6 protein-coding genes are annotated in these 6000 nt (G+C 38.3%); 4 read left to right on the top strand and 2 right to left on the bottom strand.

What is annotated here, in order from left to right; translation table 11 throughout:
- The first annotated feature begins 153 nt into the window (after positions 1-153).
- The 3 genes from EXE30_RS14575 to EXE30_RS14565 are packed head-to-tail and all read left to right on the top strand — an operon-like array spanning position 154 to position 2356.
- Complete coding sequence (locus EXE30_RS14575; protein ID WP_130163022.1) at positions 154-639, top strand: YfiR family protein; 486 nt, start codon at positions 154-156, stop codon at positions 637-639.
- A gap of 5 nt (positions 640-644) precedes the next feature.
- Positions 645-1868, top strand: coding sequence for a diguanylate cyclase domain-containing protein (locus EXE30_RS14570; RefSeq protein WP_130163021.1), 1224 nt, complete (start codon positions 645-647; stop codon positions 1866-1868).
- 8 nt (positions 1869-1876) lie between these two features.
- Positions 1877-2356 carry an OmpA family protein gene (locus EXE30_RS14565; RefSeq protein WP_130163020.1) on the top strand — a complete coding sequence of 160 codons (480 nt, stop codon included), beginning with the start codon at positions 1877-1879 and terminating at the stop codon, positions 2354-2356.
- 55 nt (positions 2357-2411) lie between these two features.
- Here EXE30_RS14565 and EXE30_RS14560 read toward each other — a convergent pair whose 3' ends face one another.
- On the bottom strand, positions 2412-3422 hold the full coding sequence (locus EXE30_RS14560) for a metallophosphoesterase (RefSeq protein ID WP_130163019.1): 1011 nt from the start codon (positions 3420-3422) through the stop codon (positions 2412-2414).
- A 103-nt stretch (positions 3423-3525) separates the two neighbouring features.
- Here EXE30_RS14560 and EXE30_RS14555 point away from each other — a divergent pair, with 103 nt between their 5' ends.
- The gene (locus EXE30_RS14555; protein ID WP_130163018.1) at positions 3526-5154 is read left to right on the top strand and encodes a phospholipase D family protein; all 1629 of its coding nucleotides are present in this window, start codon (positions 3526-3528) and stop codon (positions 5152-5154) included.
- On the opposite strand, the gene EXE30_RS14550 is transcribed toward EXE30_RS14555, so the two are convergent.
- Entirely contained in the window at positions 5147-5980 is an 834-nt protein-coding gene (locus tag EXE30_RS14550; RefSeq protein ID WP_130163017.1) for a lysophospholipid acyltransferase family protein, read from the bottom strand. The two genes, EXE30_RS14555 and EXE30_RS14550, sit on opposite strands and share 8 nt — an antisense overlap.
- Positions 5981-6000 lie beyond the last annotated feature (20 nt).

The raw sequence follows: 6000 nt of genomic DNA, 5'->3' as shown, positions 1-6000 counted from the left end.
GCTTAAGTGAGTGTTTTTTGAACTCACGAGTAACTTTTTATGCCTTTTCTTTGTAATCAAGAACTATTTTTAAACAATTAAGTCAAGTAGAATATGTTCATTGGTTCACACTTTTGGCTTTTTTGATTGAAGATACGGTTTGTTTTAAAAAAAATGCAATATCTGTTGTTCGTAGTCTTTTGCGCTACGAGCCAGCTTTGTTACGCTAGCTCTAGTCATAATTTTTATGAATTGGCTTTATCAATCTTAAGTTATAGTAAATGGTCGAATACAACTCGCCCAACAATCTGTGTACTCGACAACGCTGAAGCAGCAGCTCAATTTCAAGTTAATATTCGACAACTTTCATATGATTACCAAGTACAGCCTGTCAACATCAAAGACTTTGCAAAAACAGACTGTCATGTCGTGTACTTTTCTACGACATCACCGCAACAACAACATAGTTTAATTCAATCACATCCTTCTCGCTCATTGCTTTCATTAAGCACCAACAATCCTGCCTGTGAGATTGGGAGTATTTTTTGTTTATATAATAAAAAAACGTTTTCAACATTTAAGGTTAATTTGGATGCTTTGAGTGATTCCAAAGTTCATATTGATCCTCGAGTTTTACTCTTGGCAAAGAACACGGAGTAAGCCGAGTGATTTCAAGTTTATACCAATCAACCTCTTTACATGCGTTATTCCGTAAATCCCAATTTACAATCTTTGCTATTACTTTCGTTATCTGCTCATTTACTTTTGCCACAATTTCTATCTTTACGATGGAAACGTATGCCAAACAGAATTTACAACTATTAAGCCAAACAGTACTTGAGCGGGTTCAACCCGCAGTTGTTTTTAAAGATAAAGGGACGATTGACCAAATCTTAGCTGACTATACAACGGGCCATGCCATTCGAAGCATTCATGTCTATGATCCACAAAATCAATTACTTGCCGAAAGTAATAAAACCATAGTTCATACGCCTTTCCTACAAAGCTTATTGGATAAATGGTTTTTACATGATCCAGTCCAACTCAGCATCGTTCATCATAAAAAGCAAGTGGGTGAATTAATACTTTATGGCAGTTCTGAGAATATTTTACATTTCCTAAAAACGATTATTATCGGTTTAGCAATTTCAATGCTGTTCATCGTGATTGCATTATTGTGGTCGATCAATCTGACTTATCGTCAAATTATGCAGGCGATTAAACCTTTAACGCATATCGCTCAGCTGGTGAGCGACCAAAAGGCTTATAATTTACGTTTTCCCAATAACCCGATTAAAGAGTTTCAAAATTTAAATTCTGTATTTAACGAACTTTTAGAAGAAATTCAAATTTGGCATACACATTTACAGAAGGAGAATCGCCAGCTTTCATTCCAAGCTCATCACGATCAATTAACAGGTCTTCCAAATCGTAATTATTTCTATCAAGAACTGTTTAATATTTTTGAGAACCCACAATACCGTCACAACTCGGCATTATTATTTTTAGACAATAACAAGTTTAAAGTCATTAATGATCAATACGGTCATTTGGCAGGAGATGCAGTTTTAGCTGAAATGGCTGCACGCTTACAACGCTCTGTTCGCCAAGAAGACTTTATTGCTCGATTAGGTGGCGATGAGTTTGCAATTATTCTGCATGCCATCCACCACGCTGATCACTTAAAAGCCATTGCCGAAAACCTACTTGCAAGTTGCAAAGAACCATTAAATTTTAACGGTCAAACCATTCATTTTGGCTTTAGTTTAGGAATCGCTTTTTCTCAGTTTGCTGAGAATCCTGAAGATTTGGTGATGCAAGCCGATCAAGCTATGTATAAAGCTAAAAATTTAAACCCTCATTGGTTTCTCTATAAACCAGAAATTTAGGATATGTTATGCGCACTCAAACCCTTAAAATTTCATTTATTGCATTACTTTGCCTAACATTGGCTGGCTGTTTAAGTTTTGGCCCTTTGAAGTATCGTCAGGTCAAAATGTTAAAACAAGAAGGTTTCGTTTTAACAGACGAAGGATGGAGCCTAGGTCTACCTGAACGTTTACTCTTTGATTTTAATAAAGCAGACATCAAACAAGAACATGCTAATGAGATTGCTCGCCTTGCGAAGCAATTAAATAAATACAATCTGCAAAAACTTAAGATTGTGGGTCATACCGATGATGTTGGTAATCCAGAATATAATCAGAAACTTTCTGAGGAACGTGCTCAAAGCGTTTCTATGATCTTTCTTAATCAAGGCTTCAAGCAAAATAACTTAACAGTGATTGGTCGTGGCTCAAGTCAGCCTTATTTACCAAATACCTCAGAGGAAAACCGTGCTAGCAATCGTCGAGTAGCGGTGATCATTATTCCTTAGTTCTACGATCAACTCCATTTCAAAAAGCCAACTCAATTGCAGTTGGCTTTTTTATTTAAATCAATTCAATAATATCTATCGTTGGCGGGACTCTGAAACGAAATGGAACACCCACCATTCCTGTACCTACAGTCACAAAGACATCGGCATGTTCATGTGAGTAAAAGCCTTTTTTATGCCCAAGAATAGATACCTTTTTCATAATATAACTGGTGATCCATGGCAACTCGATCTGTCCCCCATGTGTATGACCAGAAAGCATCAAGGGCCGTATTGGCAATTCAGGTACCATATCCACTGTATCAGGATTATGCGATAAAATTAGCCATGGTTTGTCCTGTGGCAAATCTGGCATAAAGCGCATATTCGCTTTACCTGCCCATAAGTCACCAACACCAATCAGACGAAACTCTGCAAAGTCGACGATCTTGCCTTCAATATCAATGACATTGTTTTGCGCAAGCGCTTCACTTAACAAACTTTGAATCGGTGGACCAGGGTATTGTTCATCATGATTTCCTGGAACGGAGTAAACTGGCATTTGAAGCTTCTTTAAAACCTCAAGCTCCTTTACCAATCTATTTTCTGGTTCATAAGTCCAATCACCTGCCACCACGACCAAATCAGGGCGCTCTTGATTCAACTTTTTAACAATACTTTTTAATTGACGTTCATGCCCTGAAAACAATCCGACGTGCATATCAGCAACCAACGCAACTTTAATGGGTTGCGTGAACTCCTGTTTTGGATTTAAGCGAAACTGGTGGTGCTTGACGTGAATTTGATGTGGCTCGATAAACCGCGCGTAGACCAACACACTACTGAGCAGAAAAACAAAAGCGGCTTGATGTAAGTTGTAATATCCTGACCAGCCTGCATAGAGGCTAAAAAACCACAGCGGTACAAGTAAATAAGAAAGATAAAAAGCAAGTAAATGCACAAAAGCTTTGAAAGGATGAATCGTTTCGGTACGTGCTTGATGAACCCATGCCTCAATAAATGCCCACAGTGCTAGAATTGCAAAAATAAGATAAAAAGCAATAATAATAGGATCAGAATTCGACATTAACGTCCTCTTTAACTTTACTTTAGGGACATCCATCGCATCTTATATTTATCTTTTTCGATGAAATGGTATACTCAAGCCCAACATTTAATCAGTAACGATTATGGCGCAATTTTCTCATTTTAATCGTAAACATACAAAGATAAGCACAACCGCTTACAATAAACATCTACTTGCGATTTATTGCACCATTGTACTTACTGCTACAGGCTGTAGCACGCTACCTAAACATACCATCCAACCAACGCCACAAGCCACATTACAAATTGATAGCTCACAGAGCTCATTAGCCCAAATCATTCACCCCCTTCAACAACAACATCCAGATCTCACAGGTTACCATGTATTGTTTGAGCCTTTAGAGGCTTTATCTGCGCGTCTCAGTTTAATTGACAAAGCTGAGAAAAGTTTAGATCTGCAATATTATATCTGGGACAATGATAAAGTCGGCGCATTGGCCTTACATGCCTTGATTCGTGCCGCAGATCGCGGCGTCAAAATAAGACTATTAATTGACGACAATAATGCAAAAAAGACCGAAGGGATTTTCCTCGCTTTGGCGCAACATCCGAATATTGAAGTCAAATTATTTAATCCTTATCGTTTTCGCAAATACCGTGCCGTTGATATGGTCTTGGACTTAAAGCGTATCAATCGACGGATGCATAATAAAAGTTTTATTGCAGATCATCAGATTGCACTGATCGGTGGGCGCAATATGACCAACCAATATTATAATGTCAGTGAAAATTATCAGTTTTCTGATGTAGATGTCATGTTATTTGGTACGGCAGTAAAAGATATTTCAGAATCTTTCGACGATTACTGGAAGCACGAATATGCCTATGATGTGCGAGAAGTTGTTAAGCAACGTTCACACCGCCTGAGTTATGAAAGCTTAAAACATCAGCTTGATGAACACTATAAACTGATCACAGTACAAAACTATTTAGACATCACCAATCACTCTCAAACCATTAATGCACTGATGAAGCAGGAGATTTCGCTGAATTGGGTCAAGGCAGAAGTCGTTAAAGACTCGCCTGACAAAATCAAGGCGAAAGCAAAAAAAGAAGAACATCTCAACTTCCAGTTACTCAATCATTTGGAACAGCCAGAAAAAAATATTGATTTAATTTCTGCTTATTTTGTGCCAGAGAAAAAAGGCACAAAAATCCTAACTGACTTGGCTCAAGATGGTATAGAGGTTAGAGTGCTCACCAATTCATTTAAAGCCAATGATGTTGCTGTCGTACATGCTTTTTATGGAAAATATCGTCAAGAATTACTTGAAAATGGGGTGCAACTTTATGAGTTCCTACCAGCCATAGACAAAAGTGATCTGGATAAACGTACTGAAGAACTTGCTAAAAAAGCCAAAATCAGTATTAAAGGTTTAAGTCGTTCTAGTTTACATGCCAAGCTTATGGCTTTGGATGACAAACAAGTTTTTATTGGTTCTTTTAACTTTGACCCTCGTTCTGCCTATTTAAATACAGAAATTGGGGTGTTGTTGAATAGTCCTGCCCTAGCAAAAGAAGTGCATGCCACCATGGACCAAAACTTGACCAAATATGCATATAAATTGGTTTTAGATGCCAACAAAAAAATTACTTGGCATCGTCAAACACCTCAAGGCCCGATTATTTACACCAAAGAGCCTAAAATGAAATGGTGGCAAAAAGCGGGTGTTAAAATAATTTCATGGTTACCGATTGAAGGTTTCATGTAGTTTCTTCATCGCTGGGTAGTATCTCCAGAACTTTGCGATGTAGTTTTTTTAATCCCTCACGCATTCTTATATCTACTTCTTTTGTCAATGTTTCGACCGTATGTCCCTCTACCGAGATTGCAGGAAGCGTCAGCAAATGTGCAGTCACTCTAGGCATCTCCAAAACACGCTGAACATGTTCTACAAAAGACATGGTACCAATAAATGGCGCAACCATGTCGAGCTCCCCCTGCTGATTTACATAGCAAATCACACAAATTTGCACAGGTCGTTGTGCCTCGATTGCTGCACCCAATAGCCGACCATGTACTTTTTTGACGTTCCGACCATCTGTTGTGGTTGCTTCAGGAAAAAAGAGCACTGGAATATCTTGTTTTAAGAACTCGGCGATCTGTTCTCGAATTCGAAGTGAATCCCCTGAGCCGCGTTTGATAAATAGAGTCCCGCCACCCTTGGCGATATTGCCAAGAATAGGCCACTTTTCCACTTCGGCTTTGGCCAAGAAAAAAATTCGAGCACCAGAACCAAGTACAGCGACATCTAACCATGAAATATGATTGCTCACCCATAAGGCAGGCTCACGCGGAATTACGCCATGTACTTGTACGTCAATATTAAAAACTTCGCACAAACGGCGGCAAAAATATTGCACATAACGTGTATTTACAGGGTTGTTGGGATCTTTATATAAACCATGACGATAAATAAGATAGAAACCTTCACCGATGGTTTCTAGGCCTGAAACCAGCTTTCTACTATATAAATTAAATTTTGAAAATAAACTTAATGGTGAGGTGCCTTTTTCTACTGTTGCGTCTTGAGTCATAAAATCATTAAAACCATAGG

Origin of the sequence: Acinetobacter halotolerans (assembly GCF_004208515.1) — a bacterium.
Lineage (GTDB): Bacteria > Pseudomonadota > Gammaproteobacteria > Pseudomonadales > Moraxellaceae > Acinetobacter > Acinetobacter halotolerans.
Note: the sequence above shows the minus strand (reverse complement) of the source record. Positions and strands in the feature narration are given on the sequence as shown.

Bases quoted from the DNA above. Each gene is read 5' to 3' on its own strand.
- EXE30_RS14575 (WP_130163022.1), top strand. From the start codon at position 154: ATGCAATATCTGTTGTTCGTAGTCTTTTGCGCTACGAGCCAGCTTTGT.
- EXE30_RS14565 (WP_130163020.1), top strand. From the start codon at position 1,877: ATGCGCACTCAAACCCTTAAAATTTCATTTATTGCATTACTTTGCCTA.
- EXE30_RS14560 (WP_130163019.1), bottom strand. From the start codon at position 3,422: ATGTCGAATTCTGATCCTATTATTATTGCTTTTTATCTTATTTTTGCA.
- EXE30_RS14555 (WP_130163018.1), top strand. From the start codon at position 3,526: ATGGCGCAATTTTCTCATTTTAATCGTAAACATACAAAGATAAGCACA.
- EXE30_RS14550 (WP_130163017.1), bottom strand. From the start codon at position 5,980: ATGACTCAAGACGCAACAGTAGAAAAAGGCACCTCACCATTAAGTTTA.